This is a genomic window from Streptomyces sp. BBFR102 (assembly GCF_051397025.1).
In the GTDB taxonomy this organism is placed as follows: Bacteria; Actinomycetota; Actinomycetes; order Streptomycetales; family Streptomycetaceae; genus Streptomyces.
In genome coordinates this window covers 1,841,127-1,865,801 of the sequence record NZ_CP195757.1, presented here as the reverse complement: position 1 = coordinate 1,865,801, position 24,675 = coordinate 1,841,127, and the positions used below count along the sequence as shown (strand labels likewise).

General features: G+C 71.1%; 18 protein-coding genes. 5 read left to right on the top strand and 13 right to left on the bottom strand.

Annotated elements, in window-relative coordinates:
- Positions 1–100: 100 nt before the first annotated feature.
- The 6 genes from ACSLIC_RS08295 to ACSLIC_RS08270 form a co-directional block, all read right to left on the bottom strand.
- Positions 101–850, bottom strand: a complete 750-nt coding sequence (locus tag ACSLIC_RS08295; protein WP_436737045.1) for a type I-E CRISPR-associated protein Cas6/Cse3/CasE — start codon at positions 848–850, stop codon at positions 101–103.
- Entirely contained in the window at positions 847–1,746 is a 900-nt protein-coding gene (gene cas5e / locus ACSLIC_RS08290) for a type I-E CRISPR-associated protein Cas5/CasD (protein ID WP_436737044.1), read from the bottom strand. The genes ACSLIC_RS08295 and cas5e overlap by 4 nt, the downstream gene beginning before the upstream one ends.
- Complete coding sequence (locus tag ACSLIC_RS08285) at positions 1,743–3,095, bottom strand: type I-E CRISPR-associated protein Cas7/Cse4/CasC (RefSeq protein ID WP_436737043.1); 1,353 nt, start codon at positions 3,093–3,095, stop codon at positions 1,743–1,745. The genes cas5e and ACSLIC_RS08285 overlap by 4 nt, the downstream gene beginning before the upstream one ends.
- Positions 3,096–3,151: 56 nt before the next feature.
- Positions 3,152–3,706 carry a type I-E CRISPR-associated protein Cse2/CasB gene (casB, locus tag ACSLIC_RS08280; protein ID WP_436737042.1) on the bottom strand — a complete coding sequence of 185 codons (555 nt, stop codon included), beginning with the start codon at positions 3,704–3,706 and terminating at the stop codon, positions 3,152–3,154.
- Positions 3,699–5,330 (bottom strand): type I-E CRISPR-associated protein Cse1/CasA, encoded by a 1,632-nt coding sequence (locus ACSLIC_RS08275; protein WP_436737041.1) that lies wholly within the window; start codon positions 5,328–5,330, stop codon positions 3,699–3,701. The genes casB and ACSLIC_RS08275 overlap by 8 nt, the downstream gene beginning before the upstream one ends.
- A gap of 808 nt (positions 5,331–6,138) precedes the next feature.
- Positions 6,139–6,315, bottom strand: a complete 177-nt coding sequence (locus ACSLIC_RS08270; RefSeq protein ID WP_436737040.1) for a hypothetical protein — start codon at positions 6,313–6,315, stop codon at positions 6,139–6,141.
- A 224-nt stretch (positions 6,316–6,539) separates the two neighbouring features.
- Between ACSLIC_RS08270 and ACSLIC_RS08265 the strand changes: the two genes are divergently transcribed.
- Positions 6,540–10,526, top strand: a complete 3,987-nt coding sequence (locus tag ACSLIC_RS08265; protein ID WP_436737039.1) for a hypothetical protein — start codon at positions 6,540–6,542, stop codon at positions 10,524–10,526.
- 538 nt (positions 10,527–11,064) lie between these two features.
- On the opposite strand, the gene ACSLIC_RS08260 is transcribed toward ACSLIC_RS08265, so the two are convergent.
- Positions 11,065–11,631, bottom strand: coding sequence for a Uma2 family endonuclease (locus ACSLIC_RS08260; RefSeq protein WP_436737038.1), 567 nt, complete (start codon positions 11,629–11,631; stop codon positions 11,065–11,067).
- Between the two features lie 232 nt (positions 11,632–11,863).
- Between ACSLIC_RS08260 and ACSLIC_RS08255 the strand changes: the two genes are divergently transcribed.
- Complete coding sequence (locus ACSLIC_RS08255) at positions 11,864–13,888, top strand: thioredoxin domain-containing protein (protein ID WP_436737037.1); 2,025 nt, start codon at positions 11,864–11,866, stop codon at positions 13,886–13,888.
- 21 nt (positions 13,889–13,909) lie between these two features.
- On the opposite strand, the gene ACSLIC_RS08250 is transcribed toward ACSLIC_RS08255, so the two are convergent.
- The gene (locus tag ACSLIC_RS08250) at positions 13,910–14,650 is read right to left on the bottom strand and encodes a Mut7-C RNAse domain-containing protein (protein ID WP_436737036.1); all 741 of its coding nucleotides are present in this window, start codon (positions 14,648–14,650) and stop codon (positions 13,910–13,912) included.
- Between the two features lie 387 nt (positions 14,651–15,037).
- Between ACSLIC_RS08250 and ACSLIC_RS08245 the strand changes: the two genes are divergently transcribed.
- On the top strand, positions 15,038–15,406 hold the full coding sequence (locus tag ACSLIC_RS08245) for a hypothetical protein (RefSeq protein ID WP_436737035.1): 369 nt from the start codon (positions 15,038–15,040) through the stop codon (positions 15,404–15,406).
- 97 nt (positions 15,407–15,503) lie between these two features.
- Here the strand turns inward: ACSLIC_RS08245 and trhA are convergent, their stop codons facing one another.
- Complete coding sequence (trhA, locus tag ACSLIC_RS08240; RefSeq protein WP_436737034.1) at positions 15,504–16,229, bottom strand: PAQR family membrane homeostasis protein TrhA; 726 nt, start codon at positions 16,227–16,229, stop codon at positions 15,504–15,506.
- 267 nt (positions 16,230–16,496) lie between these two features.
- Here trhA and ACSLIC_RS08235 point away from each other — a divergent pair, with 267 nt between their 5' ends.
- Positions 16,497–18,317: a phosphoenolpyruvate carboxykinase (GTP) gene (locus tag ACSLIC_RS08235; RefSeq protein WP_436737033.1), complete on the top strand. Its 1,821-nt coding sequence runs from the start codon at positions 16,497–16,499 to the stop codon at positions 18,315–18,317.
- Positions 18,318–18,544: 227 nt separating this feature from the next.
- Here the strand turns inward: ACSLIC_RS08235 and ACSLIC_RS08230 are convergent, their stop codons facing one another.
- Entirely contained in the window at positions 18,545–18,958 is a 414-nt protein-coding gene (locus ACSLIC_RS08230) for a hypothetical protein (RefSeq protein ID WP_436737032.1), read from the bottom strand.
- Between the two features lie 172 nt (positions 18,959–19,130).
- Positions 19,131–20,342, bottom strand: a complete 1,212-nt coding sequence (locus ACSLIC_RS08225) for a pyridoxal phosphate-dependent aminotransferase (RefSeq protein WP_436737031.1) — start codon at positions 20,340–20,342, stop codon at positions 19,131–19,133.
- A gap of 363 nt (positions 20,343–20,705) precedes the next feature.
- Between ACSLIC_RS08225 and ACSLIC_RS08220 the strand changes: the two genes are divergently transcribed.
- Positions 20,706–21,347 (top strand): DJ-1/PfpI family protein, encoded by a 642-nt coding sequence (locus ACSLIC_RS08220; RefSeq protein WP_436737030.1) that lies wholly within the window; start codon positions 20,706–20,708, stop codon positions 21,345–21,347.
- Positions 21,348–21,508: 161 nt separating this feature from the next.
- Here the strand turns inward: ACSLIC_RS08220 and ACSLIC_RS08215 are convergent, their stop codons facing one another.
- Together ACSLIC_RS08215 and ACSLIC_RS08210 are read right to left on the bottom strand one after the other, a co-directional pair.
- On the bottom strand, positions 21,509–23,158 hold the full coding sequence (locus ACSLIC_RS08215) for an N-acyl-D-amino-acid deacylase family protein (protein ID WP_436737029.1): 1,650 nt from the start codon (positions 23,156–23,158) through the stop codon (positions 21,509–21,511).
- A 28-nt stretch (positions 23,159–23,186) separates the two neighbouring features.
- Positions 23,187–24,560, bottom strand: a complete 1,374-nt coding sequence (locus tag ACSLIC_RS08210; protein ID WP_436737028.1) for an alanine racemase — start codon at positions 24,558–24,560, stop codon at positions 23,187–23,189.
- Positions 24,561–24,675 lie beyond the last annotated feature (115 nt).

Sequence of the window (24,675 nt, the reverse complement as noted above, 5' to 3'; positions counted from 1 at the left end):
GCGCACGGCAGGTCCGGTGCTGCCGCACCCTGGCCTGCTGTTCCGGGACGTCGAGCCGTCCGACCGAGCGGCCGTCGCTTCGGGCCGTTCTCGCAAGGGTTCAGCGTACGAGAATCAGCCCGCAGCTGTACGCCCGTGCGTGGCCGATGCCCTGGGCGAGGGCCGCGACGAAGGCCGTGGGGTCCGTGACCGTGAGGGTCCCCTTGATCTCCGCACGAGCGATGCGCAGGCCCTTATGAGGTGCCGGGCTCGAAACGGTCGGGAGCATATGTACGGCGATGCGATCGGTATCGGCGTTGGCTCCGATGCGGGTGACGCCGTCCGGGGCGATCGCGGGTTCGCCGGGCGGTTGGAGGCGGCGCACGAACCATCGCTTCACGTGTTCGGGGCGTGTGTGGGGAACGCGGGTACCTCGGGTCCTCGGGGGAGAGCCCGGTGGAGGCGGAACGCTGTGGACGGGATTGACGACTGTGCGGAAGGTGACCCTGTCGCCGAAGCGGAAGGTTCGATCGACGGCGAGGGGCTCCGGCCTCTCGGCCAGAGCCGCACGGGGAATGCCGCTCCAGTCAGCGGGGAGCGACGATTGGACCACCAGGTTGAGCTGCGCCTGCCGGAGATCGACGGTCCAGGTCGACAGGATGCCCATCTGGGCACGGGGATCCGGGCTGCCGTCGTTCACCCAGCCGGGGAAGCCGCTCATCACGGTTCGGTGCATGTCCTGTGCGTCGATGAGCGATTTGCCGACGAAAGGATGTCGGGCGTCCAGGGTCAGCAGAGTCTGCGCGGCGACGAATCTGGCAGCCCGGTCCGCGCCCGACGAAACGTCCGATGAGGTGGTGTTCGTATTCACAGGATGATGTCCCATCCACGGGCGTGTTCGGCGATAGTGATGCGGTGGCGGGTCTCCCAGCGGAGGCTGTGGGTCCCTCCGTCCGCCCCGAATTGCACGGGCTGGTCGGCCAGGGGGCCGACGCCGGGGAGCGGTCGTCTGCTTTCGATCCAGGCCCACGGGCGTATGCGCTGCGCGGCTGCCGAAGGCTCGGCTTCGGGACCGACGGCATCGGGAAGCAGGGAATGTGTCTCGAAGCCCTCCTTGAGCGAGCCCGAGGCGATACCGACGGCGAGGTCACCCGACGGCGGACAGGCTTTGCGGCCGAGCCAGAGCAGCCTCTTCGGGTACTCCAGGGCGTGGGCCACACGCTCCAGGAGACCCCTGTCCTGGTGCTCGAGACCGACGAGGAAGGCGGCGTCGGCGAGGTACCAGCGCTCTGTGATCAGACTGTGGCGGCGAACCTCTCCGGAGACGAGCACTCCTGACCTCGGGTCGGCGGCGACGTATTTCGGTGAGCCGTACCAGGCATGAAGCTCGGCACATCCGAACGGGCCGGGCTCCCGAGCGTCGTCCGGCGGTGGCACTGGCAACGAGTCCGTGGTTGCCTTGGCAGCTCGCTGGTGGTCGGTGATCAGGTCCCGCGGACGCAGCGGATACTTTCCGCCGCCGACCGTGTGGTAATCGCGAAGTGACGTGCCGGGTCGGTCGGCCCGCACTCCGAAGCGCACCTCGGCGAGTTCCCCGAGGGGTTCTTCCCTGGGCAGTCCAAGGGCCGCGGCGCACAGGCCGATCACGCCCGACTTCGTCGGACGGCTGCGTGTGTCGCGACGGGCGAACCTGCCGTCGATGCCCCAGGACTGCAGGGGGCCCGCCAACCGGATGAGGAGGACGTGCGAGTCGTTCGTGCCGCTCACGGTGTGAGGTCCTCGGCCCGCTCCACCACGGACAGCGACTCCGGCAGTTCCAGCTCTCCCAGGAGCAGATCGATCTCGGGGGCGTACGTGAGCAACCGCGTGGTGCGCAGATCGCTGCGACGGCGGCTGACGAAGGTGTGGTGGCGCAGCAGCCTGCGCACGGCGGCGGGTCCCGCCGGTCCTTCCCCGCCGGCCGACAAGAGCCCCTCGTCGACCGGCCTCTGAAAGGCGGACGCGTAGTTGTAGGGACGTTCCCCTTCGAAGGCGAGGACGAGCGCCGGCAGCGAGCCTGTGGACGCGGTGGAGTTCTTCTTCGCTTCCGGAAACGCCTCCACGAAGGCGTTCACAAACTCCTTCTCGGCCCCGTACGCCACCTGTTCGGCCTCGACCTCGCCCATTCCGGCTACTCTCAGATTGACGCGAAGCTGCGTACGGTCGAGGACTGCGTGTCGGTAAAAGGTGCCGGAGATCAGGGACTGGTACCCGGTCATACCCGCGCCCGCGTCGTCCGCGGCGTCGAGGAAATCGAGAGCATTGCGTTTGCGATCTAGCTTTGCGTCATCGGCAGCCGCGTAGAAATCTTCGATCTGTTCCGCTTCGTGCACCGTGAAGGCATGTCCCGTCTGGACGGCGCCGTCGACATTGGGCGAGTCGGGGATCTCGGCGAGGAACCGACCGTAAAGAGCGATGTCCACGGCGTCCCGAGGAGCGAGGGCCAGCAGAACGGCGTCGCGGGTGGTCTTGGGCAGCGGAGGCAGGGCGACGGCCCTGGCGGTTTCCGCGGGGGTCTTCTCCGCATCCGGTTCTGCCATGTCCTTGCGCCTCGCCCCGCGGCGTGTCTTCTTCGTCGCCTCGATACGAGCCTGGGCTTCGAGATACGCGTCGCGCCACTCCTCGACCTCCGCCGCCCGGTCGACGATGTGGCGCGCGATCTTCGCTCCGGCGTCGGACGGCGCGAAGATGAGCACCTTGGTCAGATTGGCCACGGTCTTCTTCTTCGGATCGCCGAATTTGAGACCGCTGGCTTCCATCACCGCGCGGGCCGTGACCAGGGCCCTGTCTCGGTCCCAGCCGTGGGCGGACTCGAGTTCACGGCCGGCCAGAAGGGCCCACTCCCGGGTACGGACGCCCATGCTTCGTCCCTTGAGCTCCCCCAAGCCAGCATTGGCCCGGTTGCGGGCGTGGACCCGCTCGGCGCGCCTGCGGGCCTGGCTCGTGATCATGTGGCGTTCCACACCGCCGAAGACCAGGGATTTGGGCTGCCCGTTCTCGTCGCGTACGGGAAGGACGGCAGCCAGGGTCTCGATGAGGTGCAAGGAGAGGAACTGGCTCCGAGTTGGCTCGGTCACGAGAGTGGTGTCCCTTCGAGTCGTCGGTGGCATCGCTGGTGGAGGAGTCGCTCGCGTCATGGGTTCGTTCCGCGCTTCCCTGCTGTTCCCGGAGGGGTGTGGAAGTGGACCGACCACTCGTAGGCGATGCGCGCCTTGCGGTCGTTCCACCGGATGAGGTCTTCGGTCAGGGTGGTCCAGGATGGTGGGGGCTGTTCGCAGGAACGGAGCCGAGTGATCGCGTGCTGGAGGTGTCGCCAGGGAACACGTCGGCTCGCGACGACACGGTCCAGAAGCCTCTGGGCGCCGGGATTGTCCGGCCCGCGCCCGATTCCGTCCCCGATCCTGCGGGCCGCGGTGCCGAGACTGCCGTAACCGTAGGAGGGGGCAGGGTGCCCCTGGTGGTAGATCGCGAACAGGAAGGCAACCCGCTCGAAGAGGTCCCGGTGGTCGTCGCCTCCGTACCAGCCCGCGCGGATGTGCGCGTTGGTGCGAACCCGGGACCGGCGTAGTTCGGCGAGCGTCCCGTACTCGCGGTTGCGGACGAGGGTGGTGAGCCAAGTGGTGAGTGCCGCGCTGTCGTGCGGAAAGCCGGGCGTCCCTGTACCGGCCGGCTGGTCCTGCTCAGTCAAGTGCTGTCTCCCCTCGGAGTTCGGCTGGGGCCCGGTCGCCGGACACAGCCTCCTCGAAAAGCCTTACGGCCCGAGCTCGCGCTCGGTTGTAGCGGTCGCCGGGTGGCAGGGTGTCGAGGAGCTGGAGCAACCGGGTGCGAGCAGTGATCATCAAACTCAGCGCGTAGGCGACCAAGGGAGCGGACACCGGGTCGTCGTCCTCGAACCCCCGGTCGACCACCTCATCCAGTAGTTCGAGGAAAGGGCCCTCGGCTGCGGGCCAGAAGTCGTACCGGGCATCGAGACGTGCCACCTGACCGGCTTCGTCCGCGGCCCTCATGGCGGGGAACGCCGTCTCCGCGGCTACGATCGCCGCGTTCTTGAGGGTCTGCGCCAGGTATTCGGCGATGTCCGAGCCGCGGCGGGACGCACGGTAGAGGTGCGTGGCCATGCCCGGGGCATAGGGGTAGGCGCCGTGGGTCCAGATGACGGGGAGTGTCTTGTTGGCCAGGAGGCCGACTGCCCAGAGATGGTACGGGGCGCCCTGCTGCGTTTCCGGGTCTGGCCCCTTCGGCTCCGGTCGCCGGTACGGGAGAAGGGACCGCAGCCGGGCGTACATCCCCCCCCGGCCGTCGTTGACGGCGCCGTACAGGGCATGGGCCTGTTGCCAGAGGGCTCGGCTGGGGGAGGGCCACAGGGGCTTGGACACGCCGTTCGTCGTCGTGCTGTACACGGCGTCCTGAAGATGACGTGCCGGGTCGAGATCCAGTACCTCACCGGCGCCGATCAGAACCCGGTCGACCATGAGCTGCCCGTGTGGGCCGCGTGCTGGGTGCAGCAGGATGGAACGCCCCAGGGTGCTGTGCAGATCCGCGGAGCTCCGCGGCGCCCGGGGCTTCCGCTTCTCTTCGAACCTGGGCTGCTCGAGGACGGACGTGGTCCAGGAGGTGTTGAGCGGCTTCCCCGGCCCGTCGGGCGGATAGAGGTTCAGGCGCAGCGTCTCTCCGAGCGTCCCCCCCAGGGCGACGATCCGGATACGGCCCGTCAGACGGCCCGCCGCGAGATTGGTGACCCTGGCGCCGAGTTCGCCCCCGGACATGCGTGCCCGTCCGTAAGGGCCGTATACGTGCTGTGTGAGGGTGGCGCGGAACGCGTCTGCTGCCGGGAGAGGGTTGTCGCCTTCGAGGTGATGGTGGTCGAAGTGCTGGTGGTAGTCACCGGAGTGCTCGATGATCAGCTGAGCGGTTCCGGTGCCGCTCGTGCGGAGGTCCTTCGCCAGGTCGGAGTTCTGGGCCAGGGGATGTGTGGGATGGAACAGGTCCCAGGAGTCCCCCGGTTGCTTCAACAGCCATTCGGCGGCCGGTGCGAGGGGCCTTTGGTCAAGAATCCAGGCATTCCAGTCCTGGTCGGAGGACGGACAGGTGCCGGAGGCGAAGCAGATGGCCAACAAGTACTCGATGACGGCGACAGTCTCGCCCGGCGAGGTGCAGTCGAGAGCAGCCAGGTCGTCGGCCCGGTTGAAGACCGCGCTCAGGGAGTGGTGCGCGGTCGCCCCGTCGAGGTCGACGGCGGGGATGCACGGCTGCAAGCGAGGATCCCAGCTGGCGCACTGTCCGGCGGGAATCTGCGGTCGGGCCTCGGGCAAGTCCGTGCCACCTCCTTCTGTTCAATAGCCGGAAAGTCAACAGGTGGCGGCTCGGGCGAGGGCAGTGCCCCCGCATCGAGCCGCAATCCGGTCCGGCCCGGGGGGACCGGAAGTGCGGGACGTCCCCGCCCACGCGGGGAAAGCCCATTTCAGGGCTCTGCAGGCTCCCGATGGGCCACTCCCGCGACGAGCGGGAAGCACTTCGCCAGCCTTGATGGTCTTCGTTGGTTCAAACATTCGATCACCCGGCCGGATGGCGTCTGCGCAAAGGTCTAAACTCGGGAATTGCCGATGTATCGGCGCCTCTGGCAGTCCCTCACCGGGAGACCGGCGAGATGTGAGTGGTTCCCGTCCCGTGTGCGCGGAACGGGAACCACTCACTGCTGGGGCCGGCCGTTCTCGACGCGCAGGTTGCGTCGAGAACGGTCATCTACCAGAGGTGGTCGACCACCTTGGCCATGACTGCGCTGACCACTCCGGCTACCACGATGAGGAACAGTTCCCCCTTGTGGCGGCCCAGCCACTTGCGTGCTGCCTCTCCCATGCCACTCCTTCCGTGTCGGGGCCTGCAGCTCGACGGTCGCAGAGCTGCAGGCCCCGACACGGCTTGAGCAGGGCAGCACACGGGATTCTCTCGGATAACTACCGTGCCCGATAGGTGATTTCAGGTCACCGACGCCGGTGAAGCAGCACTGCAGTCAAGTGCACTACACGCACCCGAGTTCCCGCTCAAGGCCACGAGCTTGTTCCACTTGAGCAGGGCCCGCCACAAGCGCCGGTGCGCGCGGTATCGGATGCATGCCCACACTCAACGCGGTCGTCGATGCACAAGGATGCTGAGCGTCGTCCGTGCGTCCTTGCGGCGATCCTGTGCGGAGGCGAAGACGGAGACGAGGGCCACGGCGAGCAGGGCGACCACATAGAGTAGACCGGCTGTCCCGCTCAAGAACAGTGTGTAGGGCAGGAGTTCGGGGAGCTGCGACATGGTACGTCCTTCTGTCGGGAGCCGGTTTCGGCTGCTGAGGTGATGGCTCCAGACTGACGGCGGCGGCCTTGTGCCGAGAAGTTGCGCCGACCATCGCACCACGGTTTCCGCAGGTCGAGAGCCTGAAGTCGTACGGCAGCAGCCGAGTTTTCCGCGCAGCGAACACGAATGGGAGTGGGCCGGTGAAGGGTTCAGCCAGACGCGCGAGGAACGAGCTGCGCAGAATGCTGCAGGAGGTGTGGCCCCCCGAGCTCCCTTATGGCGGTGTGGCCGAGGAGTTGGGCGTCCCTCGCTCGACGCTGCAGAACTGGATCGAGGGGAAGACGGTCCCCTCACCGGATCGATTGCGTGACTTCTTGGCCGTAACGGCCAGGTCGCGGAGTGGACACAGCACTCCGACGTACTCGGACGCCGAGTGGGAGGCCGCCTCGCGGGCGGCGAAGGAAGAGGCAACGAACGCGCAGTACGGGCAGATTTCCGTGAACCGGCGGAAGGCGGACCCTGGCCTTCGCTTCATCGGGTTGCACGGTTCGGTCCCCGAGGTCTCCGCGGCCGAGGTCCATGCACGGGCGAACGAGCGTGCGGAGATGAAGGCGTTTGTCCAGGACTCCCGTCCCGGGGCACCGTCCTACCTCTGCTGGCACTCCGACGGCCCTGTGGGCAAGACGACGCTGCTCGCCGGTTACGTCCGTCAGAAACCCCCGGCGGGTTGCGACATCCTGACCTTCTTCGTCTCCGCCGCCCACGCCACGGACACACGAGCCGCGTTCGAGAACGAGATCGCCGGCCAGATTGCCCACTTCCTCGACGGGTCCGGGAGTTCCGTCCCCAGGGGCACTCGGGCGTGGAACGCCCTTTTCGCCAAAGCCGCTGAGAAGAGCGCGAAGCACGAACGGAACCTCCTGCTCGTGGTCGACGGACTCGACGACGATGTGGCCTGGTCAGGCGACGTGGCAGGGCCGGGCCGGGCAGGCAAGGGCTCGGCTCCGAAGCCCGGGGGCCCCTTCGGGGTCGAACCCGATGAACCGGACCGAGGTGTACGGAGATCCGCGCGCGAGAGCATCGCCGCGCTTCTGCCCTCCCTCCCACCGCCCAACATGCGCGTCATCGTCTCTCTCCGCCGCTGCGCCCCTGTTCCCCGCGACGTTCCCGAGAAGCGGCATCCACTGCGTCAGAGCCGTCATCTGCGAACGCTCCTGCCCATCGCAGGGGTACCGAGGCTCCGACAGCCACCACCCGACGCCATCGCGCTGGGCGAACCGGTTGCGGGGCTGCTGGCCGTGGCGGACGGCGGCCTGCGGATCACGGACCTGGCAGAGCTGACCGGGCTCTCGGCAGACCATCTCGACCGCCTGGTCCAGGGCCCGACGGGGCGCGCCGTCGTGACCGAGGATCCGGTGCTCGGGACGTACGCCTTGGCGGACTACCGTCTCGTACGCGCGGTGCGCGAGGAAGTGGGTGGGGCTGCGGTCCTGCGGAACACCGAGAAACTGCTGCTCTGGTCGCGGGGGTGGCGCGCCGCCGGCTGGCCGGAGAACACTCCTCCGTACCCTTTGGCACATCAGCTCCGCCTGCTGACCAGTACCGCTGAACGCGCTTCGTATGTCCTCGACTTGCTCCGCCTGCGTCGACTTGCCCGCTCGGCCGGGCCGGACATCCCGCTCGCTCAGCTGGACGCCTTCGAGAAGGAGATCGGTGCGGCGGCGGACGTCACGTCCGCCGACCGTCTGGCGGCCCTCACCTCCCTCTACGGTGCGCGGTCCCTACTGCGCAGGGTGCACGACACAGACGTGCCCGACGGAGCCCCGGCTCTCTACGTCCGCCTCGGGGAAGCAGAACGCGCACGCGGCCTGGCCCGCTCCGCGCCCACGGCCGTCGACAGGGCCGTACACCTGGCGGACACGGCGGTGGAACTGGCGTACGCGGGACAACCCTCCGTGGGACAGACCCATCTGAATGTCGACGCCCTCGTGCGGGAGGCGGCGGAGTGGCTGGCTCGGGACCGTGCGCATCGAGGCTTTCCCGGTTCCTTCCGAGAACCCGAGCCGTACGTACGACTCCTCTGCGCCGCTGGGACGCTCGCCCATCTGAACGGTCTCGACGCCGCCCGGCCGATATTCCGCGCGGTGCTACAAGACTCGGCGGCCGGAACGGCGGCGATCACCGAGGCGGCAGGGAAACTGGGTGCCGTCATGACCTTGTACTCCCGAGCGGAGACGCTCAGCGCGGGAGACCTGCGCGCTCGGACCGCGGCAGTGGAACTCTACGGAGCTTTGGCGCAGGTGACGCCTTACCTTGGCCCGTACGCTGGCGATCGCGTCGAGGCCGTCTGCGAGGAACTCGGCGACACGGAAGGACTGGGAGCGGTCGACGTCCTGGCCACCGCGGCGTCGGTGCTTGTCGCTCTGCCCGCGAAGCGACACCGCCGAGCCGCCGAGCAGTTGCGGAGGGCCCGAGCCCGGACGCATCGGGCGATCGAGGCGCTGGGGGACTCCGACTCCCCGTCCGATGCCTTGTCCGAAACTGATCGCGCCCACCTGCGCCGCGAACTCGCCGGGACACTGGAGCGCCTGGCCGGGGCCGCAGTGGCCATGAAGGCGATGGGCGACCATGACGGTGTCAGACGCCAGATGGAGGCAGTACCGGAAGACCAGCGCATCGGGATTCTCGGAGACTCCTTGCTGGAACGGGCGCAATCGATCCTTGACGCAGCTGTGAACGAGAGGGCGCGACGGGCCGGCGAGGCGGCAAAGGAGGCCGCTGAGAAGAGCGAGACGGAGCGCAAGGCGAAGCGCAGGAAAGCTGACGCGGAGAGGGCGGCGCTGAACGAAGCGCGGGTGGCCCGCGGCGCTCAAGCCACCCGGGCACCACAGCCCACACCAACAGAACCCGAGGGTACGCGGCCCTCCCCCTCGTCCCGCCGCCCTGCCCCGCACCGGCGATCGACCGGCCTGCTGCGCCCCGGCGACGGCCCGTACCCCGATCGTCCGGAGCAGCCTCTCCTCCCACTGCTTCTGGAGGTGGACGACCAGGTGAGTGCGGGACGTCTCCTCCACGGAAGGAAACTTCTGGAGGAAGCCCTGCGGAGCCGACCTGCGGCACAGCCCGCGAGCACCCCGTATCTCTCTGAAGACTGGACTGCGGAACTCTGCCAGGCCATGGGCGCGGCAGGCGCATCGGACGAGGCTGAAGCGCTCGTGCGGCACCTGCCCGGCACACATGCCCGCGTGTGTCACCTGGCGGCTCTCTCCCTCGGCTGTTCCCTCGCCGGACACGACGATCCGGGCGCCCGTCACGCCCGGGCTGCGGCCCAGCTGCTGCCCGCCGAAGCCGCCCCCGATCTGGCCAACGCCGTGGCCCAAGCCCTCGCCCACGTGGGGGACGAGGTCGCGGCCACGGCGATGGTGACAGGAGACACCGTGCAACGGCTGCAGGCACTGACGGCCGTCGCCGCCGGTCTCGTACGGCACTGCCCGGAGGCGGCGGCACGCGTCGCTGAGCCGCTGGTGGAGGTCCTCGCACGGCGGATGGAGAGGGGCACCCCACGCGTGCCTCTCCCCGAGCTGGCGGCGCTGCTTCTTGCCTTCCCTGACGTCCGGAACCCGGCCCCCCGGCTGAGCGACACGCTCGGCCGGGCCGTGCTGCGCGTGGCCGCCCCCTCCATGGCTGCACCGGAACGATCGATGGCCGTCCTCGCCCTGTTGGAACAACTCCGGTGCCTTCCGGACGAAGCCGTGAACGCCGCCGAAAGTTCGGTCGGCAGATGGCGGCGCGCCCGTCGGCCGGGACCACAGTCCTCTGCGGAACTGGCGCTCCTGGCAGCGGTGAATCGCGACACCGCTGCCGTGTGGCGGCACGCCGACGCGGCGCGGACGCCGGACGACCGGGCGGCGGCGCTCTGTACCGCCGCCGCGCACCTGGCGGGCACTCAGGTGGCGCCGACCGCGGACAGCGGCGCCCACGACCGGGTGATCCGGACCTTCCTGGCGCTCGCGAGAGCCGCCGACCGCGACAGTCCCCCTGCCGAGGAGACGGCCCGGGACGTCGCGCTGGGACTCTTGCGATCCGACGCGTGGACTCGCACGATTCCGCTGCTTCCCTCACTTGCACCTGGGGCGTTGGGGCATCTGGGCGCCATGGCGAGGGACATGACCCGTCTCACGGAAGGGCCCGCTGATGGAGGCCGCCAACTCGAGGAGGCGCCTCTATGACGTTCGCCAATCCCGTGCTGTGGTCTTTTTTGGGGAGGTCCCATTCATGCGGTGAGGGTGGCGGTGTGGGTTCGGGACTCGGAGATGGTTCCGTCGCGGAGCATCGTGAACAGGACGCTGATGCGCTGGAGGGCGAGGCAGAGGAGGGCCTGGCCTGAAAGCGGAAAGGGATCTGTTCGTAGGACAGTTCCCAGAAGCGATGCTGTGCGAGAGACGAAGGTATGGGCCCTTCGAAGTCGCCCTGCGGGGAGAGGCTTCAAACCGCCTCATGCCGCGTTGGCTGAAGACCGTCCTGGTGAGCGATGAGGAAAGGCATCCAAGAAGTGGCAGGTGGGGACTGGGAAGGGCGGGCTTCTTCGGTATCCCAAGCCTACGGCCCAGGGGCAGTCGACACGCGACTGTCTCCCAGTACGCGACCGTCTCCGGTCGCGCGCACAAGGGTGCCCGGCTCTTCGGCGGCGGCACGGCCGGCCCTCTGAGAACCCATAGACGCGGTGTCTGTCTGGCTTCGCCGCATTGGACGTGCCTTCTCGGTTTCTCACAAGACCCCAAGGTCGACCATGACGGTGAATGGCGCGGTGGCCTTCACGGTGCCGGTGAACATCTCGCCGTCCCTGTAAGCCTTGGTGGCGGGGTCGAGAACGTAGGTGTACACGATAGGGACCCCGGTGGCGGCCTGCTCGACCCGCCAGTAGAAGGGGATGCCGGCCTTGGCGTACTGGTCGACCTTCACGATCCGGTCCGTCGTCTCCGAACCGGGCGACACGACCTCGACGACCAGGAGTACGTGCTCGGGGCGGGTGGGCGTGAGGTCGATGGTTTCCGCCCGGTAGACGGCGACGTCCGGTCGGCGGTTGGTGAGGGGAACGTCCTGCAGGCGGACGTCGAAGTCCGTGTCGGCGTTCCAGTCCGGGCCCGCGGCGGCGTCCAGGGCGTTGGCCAGGATGCGGGCCAGCCGGTTGTGGCGCTTGGAGGCGCTCGGGCTCACGACGACCATCCCGTCCACGATCTCGATGCCGGCGCACTGCTCCTCGGACCAGGAGTCGTACTGCTCCGCGCTGATCTGCGTATGCATCCACGCGGGCGCCACCATCTCGGCGGTCATGGAGTACCTCCTTCGAGGATGCGCTGCTGCTCGACTCAGCGTACTGCCCGCTTCCGTTCGGGCACCGGCTTTGGATCGAGGCAGAACTTTCAGCGTCCGTAGGGGTGACCTGAGCGCAAAAGGGGCGATGCGCCTTCACCCACGTGATGGCTCACAAGTGCAATTCGGCCAAGTGGGGCGGGCTCGTCAGCGATTCACTGGTCGCGCCAGGCGCTGTGAGAGGCTGGGTCTCATGAACCGGCTGGCTGGTGTGACCTCGCCTTATCTGCTTCAGCATGCCGACAATCCGGTCGACTGGTGGCCGTGGGGACCTGAGGCGTTCGAGGAAGCGAAACGGCGTGATGTCCCCGTCCTGCTCTCCGTCGGCTACTCCGCCTGCCACTGGTGCCACGTCATGGCGCACGAGAGTTTCGAGGACGAGGTGGTCGCGGCAGTGATGAACGCGCACTTCGTCAACATCAAGGTGGACCGGGAGGAGCGGCCCGACGTCGATGCCGTCTACATGGAGGCGGTGCAGGCGGCGACCGGGCAGGGGGGATGGCCGATGACCGTCTTCCTGACGCCGCAGGCCGAGCCGTTCTACTTCGGGACGTACTTTCCGCCGGAGCCCCGCCACGGCATGCCCGGCTTCCGGGAGGTCCTCGAAGGCGTGCGGGTCGCCTGGGCCGAGCGGCGCGGGGAGGTCGGGGAGGTGGCCGGGAAGATCGTGGCCGACCTGCGGGAGCGGCGGCTGACGCTGGGGGAGCCTCGGCTGCCCGGCGCCGAGGAGGCGGCGCGGGCGCTGCTCGGGCTCACCCGGGAGTACGACCCGGCGCACGGCGGGTTCGGCGGTGCGCCCAAGTTCCCGCCGTCCATGGTGCTGGAGTTCCTGCTGCGCCACCACGCCCGCACCGGCGCCGAGGGCGCGCTCCAGATGGCGGCCGACACCGCCGAGCGGATGGCCCGTGGCGGTATCTACGACCAGCTCGGCGGCGGCTTCGCCCGCTACTCCGTCGACCGGGAGTGGATCGTGCCGCACTTCGAGAAGATGTTGTACGACAACGCGCTGCTCTGTCGTTTCTACACCCACCTGTGGCGGTCGACCGGCTCGGAGCCGGCGCGGCGCGTGGCCCTGGAGACGGCCGAGTTCCTGGTGCGCGACCTCGCCACCCCGCAGGGCGGGTTCGCCTCGGCGCTCGACGCCGACAGTGCGGACGCGAGCGGGCGGATGGTGGAGGGCGCGTACTACGTGTGGACGCCCGCGCAGCTCATCGAGGTGCTCGGGGAGGAGGACGGGCGGATCGCCGCCGCCCACTTCGGTGTGACCGAGGAGGGGACCTTCGAGGAGGGCGCCTCGGTGCTGCGGCTGCCGCAGGAGGACGGCGCCGTGTGGGACGCGGGGCGGATCGCCGCGATCCGCGAGCGGCTGTACGAGGCCCGGCTGCGCCGGTCCGAGCCGGGGCGGGACGACAAGGTGGTGGCCGCCTGGAACGGGCTGGCTGTCGCCGCGCTCGCCGAGGCCGGGGCCTGCTTCGAGCGGCAGGACCTCGTCGACGCGGCCGTGACCGCCGCCGACCTGCTGGTCCGGGTCCACCTCGACGACCACGCCCGGCTCACCCGCACCTCCCGCGACGGCCACGCCTCCGGCAACGCCGGTGTCCTGGAGGACTACGCCGACGTCGCCGAGGGGTTCCTGGTGCTGGCCTCCGTGACCGGTGAGGGCGTCTGGCTGGACTTCGCCGGGCTGCTGCTCGACGGGGTCATCGACCGCTTCACCGACGAGAGCGGCGCCCTCTACGACACCGCCTCCGACGCCGAACAGCTCATCCGGCGCCCCCAGGACCCCACCGACAACGCCACCCCGTCCGGCTGGACCGCCGCCGCCGGTGCGCTGCTCGGCTACGCGGCGCAGACCGGTTCCGAGCCGCACCGCACCGCGGCCGAACGGGCGCTCGGTGTGGTGGCGGCGCTCGGCCCGAAGGTGCCGCGCTTCATGGGGCACGGCCTGGCCGTCACCGAGGCGCTGCTCGACGGTCCCCGCGAGGTGGCCGTGGTCGGCGACCCGGACGACCCGCGTACCGCCGGGCTGCACCGTACGGCGCTGCTCTCGGCGGCGCCCGGAGCCGTCGTCGCGGTCGGTCCGGCCGACGGCGAACTGCCGCTGCTGGCCGGGCGCGTGCCGGCCGACGGCGCGCCCACCGCGTATGTCTGCCGCGGCTTCGTCTGCGACGCGCCGACGACCGATCCGGCCCTGCTCGCCGCCCAGCTCGGCGGCTGACCGGGTGGGCCGGCCGGGGCGTCAGGCCCCGGCCGGCACCTTGCCGAACTCGCGGAGCGCCTGGCGGACGATGGTCTCCAGCCGGTCGTGGTGGGCACCGCGCCAGTAGACGCGCCCGCAGGTGTCGCACCGGGCGAAGACGTCGTACGTGGCCTTCGTGCCGCCTTCCAGATCGCGGGCGACCTCGTCCTTGTCGGCGTCGCGCAGTCCGCCGTTGCAGGCGGTGCACCGCGTCCACGGAGCCAGGGTGGGGGCGAACCTGCCGAGGACGTCCCGTAGTTGCTCGTCGGGTCTGTCGCTGTAGACGTACGCCCCGGCCCACAGTTCGCGGCGGCGCAGCAGGCCCCGGTCCCGGCTGAGCAGGACCCGCTGTTCGGCGGCGGAGCGGGCGGCCAGGGCGGGGTCGCCGAGGTCGTGGCTCTCGTAGGCGGTGTCGATGCCGAGCAGCCGCATCCGGCGCGCCAGGGTGCCCAGGTGCACGTCGAGGAGGAAGCGCGGCGGCGCGCCCTCGACCGGCTGGGGGCGTGCCACGGCTCCCACGGCGACGTGCTCCCCGGCGGCGGGCACGTGCCCGCGTGCCACCTGGCGGCCGTCGACGGTGAGCGAGCCCACCTCGGTGAGCGGGACGCCGAGCGACTCCACCACGTGGCCGAGGGTCGAGGCCCCGTCGGTGAGCACGGTGCTGGGACCCGTCCGGCGCTCGCGCGAGACGAACAGGCCCAGCTCGGGCGCGAAGGTGAGGAGGATCTCCGGTCCGTTCATCCGGCCAGGATGGCACGCGCCCGTACGGCCGGGGGGTCGCTTTCCGGTCCCGCGCCCTTTCCGGTACCCCTTCGCTTCACCTGGGTGGGTGAGACGGCCGGTGCGAGCGCGCGGTCCGGGGCGCGTGGGGCGCACGAGGTGTGGGGGAGCCGTCGACCGGACCAGGGCGGAGAAGCAAGCGGAACCCTGGCGGGGGAGCGGGGTGGCTGGATGAGCAGTGGAGAGGGCGTGGGGAAGCGTCGAAGCGGAGGGAGATCCGTGGGGTCGGAGCGGGAGAACCGCCGCCGTTTGTCAGAGCCGTATGTCACTCTCGGATGAAGTAGCGCTCACATGGAGTTACCTCGGCCGCGCGGGCGGCCGGGGGAGTGCGGGAGAGAGGGGACGCGGATGTACACGGATGCGAAGGGGATGCCCGGCGGGCGGCGCGGGCGGCGGGCGGAGGCGTTCGCACTGCTGGCGGCGGTGTCGTGCGTCGGGGGGTACGCGCTGCTGGGTGCGGCCGGGGTGCTCGGCGTCGTGCTGCTGGTGGTGGTCGGGCTCGCCGTGACGGTGGCCTCGGCGTCGAGACCGGCCGTCGCCGGGGGGCGCCGGCCGGCGCGGGTCAGTGCCGCCGAGTGCCGCGAGGCCCGGCGGGCGGTGCGTGCGCTGGTCCGGGCCGAGCAGGCGGCGGAGCGGGCCGGGCGCCAGGTCGCGCGGGGCCGCCCGGCCCAGCTCTCGCTGAGGGACGACGGGGCGGTGTCGGGCGATTCGGGGTGAGCGGGGCGCTCGTGCGTCAGGGGCGGCGGGCTCCGTGCCCGCCGCCCCTGGTGGCCTCAGTTCCGGGGCGCCGGTTCCGGAGCCCGTCCCGGTGTCGTCATCCGCGCTGGTAGGCGACGAACGAGATCCCGATGTAGTGGACGACGAAGGCCGCGAGGGTCAGCGAGTGGAAGACCTCGTGGAAACCGAAGTAGCGCGGGGAGGGGTTCGGGCGCTTGAGGCCGTAGATGATGCCGCCGGCGCTGTAGAGGAGGCCGCCCACCACGACGAGGACGAGGACGGCGACACCGCCCGCGCGCATGAAGTCGGGGAGGAAGAAGACGGCGGCCCAGCCCATCGCGATGTAGCAGGGGGTGTAGAGCCAGCGGGGCGCGCCCACCCAGAAGACGCGGAAGAGTATGCCGGCCAGCGCCGCGGCCCAGATGCCCCACAGCAGCCACCGCCCCTTGGCCTCGGGGAGCAGCAGCATCGTCAGGGGGGTGTAGGTGCCCGCGATGATCAGGAAGATGTTGGCGTGGTCGAGACGGCGCAGGACGGCCTCGCCGCGCGGCCCCCACGTGCCCCGGTGGTACAGGGCGCTGACGCCGAAGAGCAGGCAGGCGCTGAGGGCGTAGACCGCGCAGGCGATGCGCCCCCGGGTGGAATCGGTGAACGCGGTCAGGGTCAGACCCGCGATGACGACGGCCGGGAACATTCCGGCGTGCAGCCAGCCGCGGAGCTTGGGCTTGACGATGGCGGGGATCTCGGCCGCGAGCGTGGCCGCGGTCGGACCCTTCGACGGGGAGGTCGTCGCCTCGGGGGCGGGCTGAGTCATGTTCGGCATGGTAGCTACGGCTCCGTAGGTACCGAGTCAGCGGCCTCCCTCCCGAGGTGCCGCGCGGGCGCCCGGGGGCCGCCTTCGGACGCGCCGCCGAGTCCGCCGAGTGTGTCCGATACGTGGCGATGCTCACGTGGGCGGCCCCCTGGACATATGGGCGCGACAGGCGGATGATCAAATGAGTGCGGTCGGCACCGGATGAGCGGCTACGAAGCGTCCGGGTCGCGGCCCCCACGGGGCACTCACCTCTCTCACCCTCATTTAGGAGCGATCGTGGCGCGCGACATCGCGGCTCCCCCTGCCCCCACCGACCACCGGGAACTCGTCGCCTGGGTGGACGAGATCGCCGAACTGACGCAGCCGGACCGGGTGGTCTGGTGCGACGGTTCGCAGGCCGAGTACGAGCGTCTCGCCGAGGAACTGGTGGCCAAGGGCACCTTCACGAAGCTGGACCCGGTCAAGCGCCCCAACTCCTACTACGCCGCCTCCGACCCCTCGGACGTCGCCCGCGTCGAGGACCGCACCTTCATCTGCTCCGTCGAGGAGCAGGACGCGGGCCCGACCAACCACTGGAAGGACCCCGCCGAGATGCGGGAGGTCTTCGCCGGTGAGCAGGGCGTCTTCCGCGGCTCGATGCGTGGCCGCACGATGTACGTGGTGCCGTTCTGCATGGGCCCGGTCGGTTCGCCGCTCTCGGCCATGGGCGTCGAGATCACCGACTCCGCCTATGTCGCCGTCTCCATGCGCACCATGACCCGCATGGGCAGCGCCGTGCTCGAAGAGCTCGGTGAGGACGGCGACTTCGTCAAGGCCGTCCACACCCTCGGCGCGCCGCTCGCCGAGGGCGAGCAGGACGTCCCGTGGCCGTGCAACTCCACCAAGTACATCTCGCACTTCCCCGAGGACCGCGAGATCTGGTCCTACGGCTCCGGCTACGGCGGCAACGCCCTGCTCGGCAAGAAGTGCTACGCCCTGCGCATCGCCTCCGTGATGGCCCGCGACGAGGGCTGGCTCGCCGAGCACATGCTCATCCTCAAGCTCACCCCGCCGCGCGGCGAGGCCAAGTACGTCGCCGCCGCCTTCCCCTCGGCCTGCGGCAAGACCAACCTCGCCATGCTGGAGCCGACCATCTCCGGCTGGACCGTGGAGACCATCGGCGACGACATCGCCTGGATGCGCTTCGGCGAGGACGGCCGCCTCTACGCGATCAACCCGGAGGCCGGTTTCTTCGGCGTCGCGCCCGGCACCGGCGAGCACACCAACGCCAACGCCATGAAGACCATGTGGGGCAACTCCGTCTTCACCAACGTCGCGCTCACCGACGACGGCGACGTCTGGTGGGAGGGCATGACCGAGGAGCCGCCGGCCCACCTCACCGACTGGAAGGGCAACGACTGGACCCCCGAGTCCGCCACGCCCGCCGCCCACCCCAACGCCCGCTTCACCGTCCCGGCCGGCCAGTGCCCGATCATCGCGCCGGAGTGGGAGGACCCCAAGGGCGTGCCGATCTCGGCCATCCTCTTCGGTGGCCGCCGCGCCACCGCCGTGCCGCTGGTCACCGAGTCGCTCAGCTGGAACCACGGCGTCTTCCTGGGCGCCAACGTCGCCTCCGAGAAGACCGCCGCCGCCGAGGGCAAGGTCGGCGAGCTGCGCCGCGACCCCTTCGCGATGCTGCCCTTCTGCGGCTACAACATGGGCGACTACATGGCCCACTGGGTCAAGGTCGGCGCCGACAAGGACCAGGCGAAGCTGCCGAAGATCTACTACGTCAACTGGTTCCGCAAGAACGACGCGGGCAAGTTCGTCTGGCCCGGTTTCGGCGAGAACAGCCGCGTCCTGAAGTGGATCGTGGAGCGCCTGGACGGCACCGCCGAGGGCGTCGAGACGCCGATCGGCGTGCTGCCCACCAAGGAGTCGCTGGACACCGAGGGCCTGGACATCTCCGACACCGACCTCGACTTCCTGCTCACCGTCGACAAGGGCGCCTGGCGCGAGGAGGCCGCACTGGTCCCCGGCCACTTCAACACCTTCGGCGACCACACGCCCAAGGAGCTGTGGGACGAGCACCGCGCCCTGGTCGAGCGCCTGGGCTGAGCAGAGCCCGCCTGCCGCGTGGCGTGTCACGAGCGCCCACGCGGCAGGCGTACCCGCGTAACACGCGGAGGCCGACGGTGTACGAGCACCTGAGGCGTCCGCGTCGCACGCACCCTCCGCGCCCGGTGGTCCAGCCGGGGTACGCGGAAGGCCGGCCCCCGCACAACGGCGTGCGGGGGCCGGCCCTTTTCCGTGTCCGGATTCCCGTGTCCGGACCTCCGTCCCGGTCAGGCGGCGGTCGCGTACTCCCGGCGGCCGGCCTCGTGGGCGTCCATCCGGCGGGCCGCCAGGATGGCCGCCGCCGTGTCGGCGCGCGAGGCGGCGACGACCAGGGCCCGGCCCGCGAGGGCGTGGGCGCGCTGGTGGAGGGCGGCGAGCCGCGGCTCGTGGATGGCGGCGGCCACGGCGGACCTGACCGGCGGGCCGCCCCGGCGCAGCCGGGCGACGGTGCCGGAGAGCTGCTCGGCCGCGTCGTCCAGCGACGGGTCCGGGCGCAGGGTGCGCAGTTCGTCGGTGACGGCGAGCAGGGCCGAGAGGTGCCCCGCGAGCTGGATGTCCAGCTCCTCCTCGCGGCTGCGGTGCGGGAAGTCGGCGTCGTCCGGGAGGGTGTGCGCCGACGTGGTGCGGATCGGTTCGTACATGAGGACGGCCTCCAGCTTCGTGCTTGAGCGCCATCCTACATTGGAATCAGTCTAAAGTTGTCGCCGGTCTGGGGAGGGGTCCGGATCGGCTCGCTCCGCGGCCGGGAACGGGACAAGGAGCCCGAAGCGGGCTCCTTGTCGTCATGCGGTCGTGCGGTCGTGGGGGTGCCGGTCAGGGCTGGCTGTACCCGTCGAGGAAGTGCCCGATGCGGGTCACGGCCTCCTTGAGGTCCTCCGCCGCCGGCAGGGTCACGATGCGGAAGTGGTCGGGGTCGGGCCAGTTGAACCCGGTCCCCTGCACGCACATGATCCGCTCCTGGCGCAGCAGGTCGAAGATCATCTGCCGGTCGTCCTTGATCTTGTAGACCTTCGGGTCCAGGCGCGGGAAGAGGTAGAGGGCGCCCTTCGGCTTCACGCAGGTGACGCCGGGGATCTGGGTCAGCAGGTCGTACGCGGCGTCACGCTGCTCCAGGAGCCGGCCGCCGGGCAGGACCAGGTCCTGGACGGTCTGCCGTCCGGTGAGCGCGGCGACCACGCCGTGCTGGGCGGGCATGTTGGCGCAGAGCCGCATGTTGGAGAGGATGTTCAGGCCCTCGATGTACGACTGGGCGTGCGCCTTCGGGCCCGAGAGGGCCAGCCAGCCCGAGCGGTAACCGGCCACGCGGTACGCCTTCGACATGCCGTTGAAGGTCAGCGTCAGCAGGTCCGGGGCGATGGCGGCGGTCGGGGTGTGGGTGGCGCCGTCGTAGAGGATCTTGTCGTAGATCTCGTCGGAGCAGACCATCAGGTTGTGGCGCCGGGCGATGTCGGTGAGGGAGCGCAGCATCTCGTCGCTGTAGACGGCGCCGGTCGGGTTGTTCGGGTTGATGATGACCAGGGCCTTGGTGCGGTCGGTGATCTTCCGCTCGACGTCGGCCAGGTCCGGCATCCAGTCCGACTCCTCGTCGCACCGGTAGTGCACCGCCGTACCGCCCGCCAGGGCGACCGAGGCGGTCCACAGCGGGTAGTCGGGGGCCGGGACGAGGACCTCGTCGCCATCGTCGAGGAGGCCCTGCATCGCCATGGTGATCAGCTCGGAGACGCCGTTGCCCATGAAGACGTGCTCGACGTCGGTCTCCACGCCCAGCGTCTGGTAGTGCATCACCACCGCGCGCCGCGCCGCGAGCAGCCCCTTGGCGTCGCCGTACCCGTGGGCGGAGCCGACGTTGCGGAGGATGTCCTCCAGGATCTCGGGCGGGCACTCGAAACCGAACGCCGCCGGGTTGCCCGTGTTGAGCTTGAGGATGCGGTGGCCGGCTGCCTCCAGCCGCATCGCCTCCTCCAGCACCGGACCCCGGATCTCGTAGCAGACGTTGGCGAGCTTCGTGGACTGGATCACCTGCATGTCCGTGAGCTTACGACCGCGTTTCCCGGTCCGCTTCACGATTTGGGCCAAGCGATACGCCGGGAAAGTCAGTGAACACCCCCTTTGCGGGGTGGGTGCGGTGCAGGCCGCGAAACGCCCGCACCGGCCCATTCCCTGTCGGGACGGTCGGCGCGCCATCGTTCCCTCAGCCGGGGATGCGATTCCGCTTGCGATCCGATGGCGGGTGCGCGTAGGTGTCCGAGGCCGTGCGCGCTCCGGAAAAGGGAACGTGACCTTCGCCGCATCGGTGGCCCGGGAGGGTCCGTCCCGGGCGGGCCTCCGTCGAGAATGAGGCGGCCCGGGGCCCCGCCCGGGCGACCGCCGACCCGTACCGGAGCCCGCGTGCGTATCGTCTTCCCCCTCTTCGACGGCTTCACCGCCCTCGACCTCGTCGGCCCCTACGAGATCCTCCGGATGCTGCCGGGGGCGGAGATCGTCCTCGCCGGTGAGGGGGCGGGGGACGCGGTGCGCGACGGGGCGGGTGGTCTCAGCCTGCTCGCCACCCACGCCCGCGCCGACGTCCGTGAGGCAGACGTCCTGCTCGTGCCCGGCGGTCCCGGCGCCCGCCGCGATGTGGACGACCCCGCCCTGCTGGAGTGGATCACCGCCGTCCACTCCACCACCCGCTGGACCGCCTCCGTCTGCACCGGCGCCCTCCTCCTCGGCGCCGCCGGGCTGCTGGCCGGGAAGACCGCCACCACCCACTGGAACGCCGTCCGCGAACTGGAGTCCCACGGCGCGACCTACACGCCCGAGCGGGTCGTCGCCCACCCCGGCGACCGCCTGATCACCGGCGCCGGGGTCTCCGCCGGCATCGACCTGGCGATCACCCTGGCCGCCCGGCTCGCCTCGCCGGCCCACGCGCAGGCGTACCAGCTGGCGCTGGAGTACGACCCGCGCCCGCCCTACGGCGCGGGGTCGCTCGCGACGGCACCGGCGGAGGCGAAGGCGCTGCTCGGGGTGGCGGAGGGGTCCGAGGCGTAACGCCGTGGAAGGGGGCGCGATCTCCCGGGTGAGGTGGCGGCACCGCTACGGTTTCGCCGACTCCCCCTGCCCGTCGCACCGGGCGGCGGCGGGCTGGGAGCCGCCGCACGCGCCCGCGCTCTGGCAGCGGGGCTGAGCGGCCCCGCGCCGCCCGGTCCGCGTCAGCGCCCCCGGTACGGGGTGCGGCGGACCGAGCGGCCGGCCAGGACCTGGGTGCGGCGGCCGTCCTCGACGGTGAAGCGGCCGTCGACCAGGACGTGCGGGATGCCGGCCGGCGCGGTGCGCGGCGCGTCGAAGGTGGCACCGGAGGCGACCGTGTCCGGGTCGAAGAGGACCAGGTCGGCGCGGTATCCCGCGCGGACCAGGCCCCGGTCGGGCAGGCGCAGCCGGGCGGCGGGGCGGGCGGTGAGGTGGGCGACGCACTCCTCCAGGGAGAGCAGGCCCAGTTCGCGGACGTAGCGGCCGAGGTAGTGCGGGAAGGTGCCGTAGGCGCGCGGGTGGGGCTTGGCGCCCTGGAGGATGCCGTCCGAACCGCCGGTGTGGACGCGGTGGCGCATGATCGCTCGCACGTTCTCCTCGTGGCCGACGTGCTGGAGGATCGAGGTGCCGAGCCGGTCCTCGGTGAGCAGCCGCACCGCCGTCGTCCACGGCTCCTCGCCCCGCGCGGCGGCCGAGGCGGCGACGGTCCGGCCGACGTAGGGGGCGAGCGCGGGGTCGGCGGTGCCGGAGACCTCGATGGTCCGCCAGTCGACGGGGACGCCGTGGCAGCCGTCGGAGCCGGTCACCTCCAGATCGGCGCGTATCCGGGCGGCGGCCACCGGGTCGGCGAGCCGGGCCAGCAGCGCGTCCGGGCCGCCCTCCGCCGCCCAGGAGGGCAGCACGGCGACGAGGGTGGTGGCGCCCGGGGTGTACGGGTAGGTGTCCAGGCTGATGTCGGCCCCGGCCGCCAGCGCCCTGTCGAGCAGCGCGAGCAGGTCGCCCGCCCGGCCCGCGTTGACGCCGAAGTTCATCGTGGCGTGCGCCAGGTGCAGCGCGCACCCCGCCTCCCGGCTGAGCGCCACCATCTCCTCGTACGCCTCCAGCGCGCCCGCCCCGTAACTGCGGTGGTGCGGGCAGTAGTAGCCGCCGTACGAGGCCACCACCCGGCACAGTGCGGTGAGTTCGGCGTCGGAGGCGTACATGCCGGGGGTGTAGGTGAGGCCGGAGGAGAGGCCGACGGCGCCCTGTTCCAGGCCCTCGGCGACGAGGCGGCGCATGCGGTCCAGTTCGGCGGGGGTGGGGGCGCGGTCCTCCCAGCCCATCGCGTGCACGCGGACGGTGCCCTGAGGGACGAGGTAGGCGGCGTTGACCGCGATGCCCTCGCCGTCGTACCCGGCGCCCGCGAAGGCGGAGTCGAGGCGGTCGAGGTATGCGCCGACGGTGCGCCAGTCGAAGGCGATCCGGTCGTCGCCGGGGCCGCCGCCGTTCCAGCCGGCGATCTGGGTGCGGACCCCGGCGAGGGTGCGGTCGTCCACCGGCGCGTACGACAGGCCGTCCTGGCCCAGGACTTCGAGGGTGACGCCCTGCGCGGCCTTGGCGCTGTGGTCCGGGTCGCGCAACAGGGCCAGGTCGCTGTGGGCGTGCATGTCGATGAAGCCGGGGGCGAGGGCGAGGCCCGAGGCGTCGACGGCGCGGCGGGCGTCCGGGCGCGGACCGCCCGCCCCCGCGCGGTGGACGGCGGCGATCCGGCCGCCCGCGACGGCGACGTCGGCCCGGTAGGAGGGGCCGCCGGTGCCGTCGACGACGCGGGCGTCCCGCAGGACGAGATCCATGGGGGGCCTCTCGGTGGTGCGCGGTGGCTCAGAAGAAGGTGCGGACCAGCTCGGTGACGGTGCCGTCGGCCTCGGTGACCGGGATGAGCTGCCACTTGTCGAAGGAGGTGCACGGGTGGGAGAGGCCGAGGCCGACCCAGTCGCCGACCTCCAGTTCCGCCTCCGCCTCGGTGGCGAGCCAGCCGTGCTGGTCGGAGAGGCCGGTGAGGGTGATGCCGCGGGCGGGGCGGAGCGCGCCGGTGCGGGCGCAGCGGACCACCTGGGCCTCGGGCAGGTGCAGGTCGTAGGCGGCGTCGCGCTTGCCCGCGTTGACGAACGCCTGGTCCGCGCTCGGGCGGGAGACGACCTGCGCCCAGAGCCGGAAGGCGGGCCGCAGCGCGCCCTCCCCGGGGACCCGGTTGAACGGCGTGATGTGCCGGTAGTGCCCGTCGTCGTGCGAGACGTACGCGCCCGAGCGGAGCAGCTTCAGCACCGGCCTGGTGAGCGGCGGCAGTTCGGCGAAGACGTCGGCGACCGCGTCGAACCAGGCGCTGCCGCCCGCGCTCACCACGATCTGGTCGAGGTCGGCGAACCGGCCCTCGGCGTCGAAGGCCGCGGCGAGGGCAGTGAGCCGGCGCAGCCAGGCGCGGACCCGCTCCGGGTCGGCGTCCGGCACCTCCCCCTCGTACCCGGCGACGCCCGCGAGGCGCAGCGTGTCGCCGGCCTCGACCGCGTCGGCGACGGCGCGGCACCCCGCCTCGTCGCGGACGCCGGTCCGCGCGCCCTCGCCCGCCGCCAGCTCCACCACGACGTCCAGCGGGCGCTGGGCGCCCGCCGCGCGGCGGGCCCGGTCCATCAGCTCGACGCCGCGCACCGAGTCGACGTACACGAGGAGCTGGAACCCGGGATCGGCGTCGAGGTCGGCGGTGAGGGCGGTGAGGGCGGCGGTGTCGACCAGCTCGTTGGCGAGGAAGATCCGGCGGACCCCGAACTCGCGGGCCACCCGCGCCTGGTGGGGGACGGCGACGGTGATGCCCCAGGCGCCGTGGGCCAGCTGGCGGGCGAACAGCTCGGGGGCCATCGAGGTCTTGCCGTGCGGGGCGAAGGCGAGGCCGTGGCGCTCGGTGTAGCTCTCCAGCAGCGACAGGTTGTGGGCGAGGGAGGCCGCGTCGAGGGTGAGGACCGGGGTGGTGAAGCCGCCGGTGAACAGCGAGCGGCGCTCGGCCGCCAGCGCGCCCACGGTCAGGCCGTCGGCGTCCGGCGGCAGTCCCTTGAAGCGCGGGCCGATCCGCTCCTCGCCGAGGCGGGCGGCGCGCTCGGCGGCGACGCGGGCACCCTCCGGGTCGGCGAAGGCGTGCCCGGCGGCGCGGGCGGGCACGGAGGTGCCGTGCGGGGTGGCGGGCTGCTCGGCGGCGGACGGCAAGGGGGCCTCCCGGAGGGCGGTGGTGCGGGCGGGCGTATCGAGCGTGGCGGCTTGATGGCGCGCATGTTGCGTGGTGTGCAACGCTCGTTGCGGAGAACGCTCCGAGCTGTCTAAC

Excerpts from the sequence above, each read along its gene's own strand:
- ACSLIC_RS08270 (WP_436737040.1), bottom strand. The coding sequence starts at position 6,315 with ATGTCGCAGCTCCCCGAACTCCTGCCCTACACACTGTTCTTGAGCGGG.
- ACSLIC_RS08265 (WP_436737039.1), top strand. The coding sequence starts at position 6,540 with ATGCTGCAGGAGGTGTGGCCCCCCGAGCTCCCTTATGGCGGTGTGGCC.
- ACSLIC_RS08260 (WP_436737038.1), bottom strand. The coding sequence starts at position 11,631 with ATGACCGCCGAGATGGTGGCGCCCGCGTGGATGCATACGCAGATCAGC.
- ACSLIC_RS08255 (WP_436737037.1), top strand. The coding sequence starts at position 11,864 with ATGAACCGGCTGGCTGGTGTGACCTCGCCTTATCTGCTTCAGCATGCC.
- ACSLIC_RS08250 (WP_436737036.1), bottom strand. The coding sequence starts at position 14,650 with ATGAACGGACCGGAGATCCTCCTCACCTTCGCGCCCGAGCTGGGCCTG.
- ACSLIC_RS08245 (WP_436737035.1), top strand. The coding sequence starts at position 15,038 with ATGTACACGGATGCGAAGGGGATGCCCGGCGGGCGGCGCGGGCGGCGG.
- trhA (WP_436737034.1), bottom strand. The coding sequence starts at position 16,229 with ATGCCGAACATGACTCAGCCCGCCCCCGAGGCGACGACCTCCCCGTCG.
- ACSLIC_RS08230 (WP_436737032.1), bottom strand. The coding sequence starts at position 18,958 with ATGTACGAACCGATCCGCACCACGTCGGCGCACACCCTCCCGGACGAC.
- ACSLIC_RS08225 (WP_436737031.1), bottom strand. The coding sequence starts at position 20,342 with ATGCAGGTGATCCAGTCCACGAAGCTCGCCAACGTCTGCTACGAGATC.
- ACSLIC_RS08215 (WP_436737029.1), bottom strand. The coding sequence starts at position 23,158 with ATGGATCTCGTCCTGCGGGACGCCCGCGTCGTCGACGGCACCGGCGGC.